Consider the following 415-nt stretch of genomic DNA (forward strand, 5'->3'; position numbering starts at 1 on the left):
GTTCAAGGCCGTGCCCGGCGGCTTCGTGCCCGCGCAGGACAAGCAGTACCTCGTCGGCTTCGCGCAGCTGCCCGACGGCGCCACGCTGGACCGCACCGAGGACGTGATCCGCCGCATGGGCGAGATCGTCAAGAAGAACCCGAACGTGGAGGACGCCATCGCCTTCCCGGGACTGTCGATCAACGGTTTCACCAACAGCTCCAACGCCGGCATCGTGTTCGTCACGCTCAAGCCCTTCGCCGAGCGCAGGCGCGCCGACCAGAGCGGCGGCGCGGTCGCGGGCCAGCTGAACCAGGCCTTCGGCAGCATCCAGGACGCGTTCATCGCGATGTTCCCGCCGCCGCCGGTCGCCGGCCTGGGCACCACGGGCGGCTTCAAGCTGCAGATCGAGGACCGCGCCTCGCTGGGCTACGAG

1 protein-coding gene is annotated in these 415 nt (G+C 69.6%); it reads left to right on the forward strand.

Annotation, left to right across the window (positions count from 1 at the left end; all coding sequences use genetic code 11):
• The coding region (locus FJV41_RS50990; RefSeq protein WP_141649657.1) for an efflux RND transporter permease subunit at positions 1-415 on the forward strand (415 nt) is incomplete at both ends.

This window comes from Myxococcus llanfairpwllgwyngyllgogerychwyrndrobwllllantysiliogogogochensis (assembly GCF_006636215.1).
In the GTDB taxonomy this organism is placed as follows: domain Bacteria; phylum Myxococcota; class Myxococcia; order Myxococcales; family Myxococcaceae; genus Myxococcus; species Myxococcus llanfairpwllgwyngyllgogerychwyrndrobwllllantysiliogogogochensis.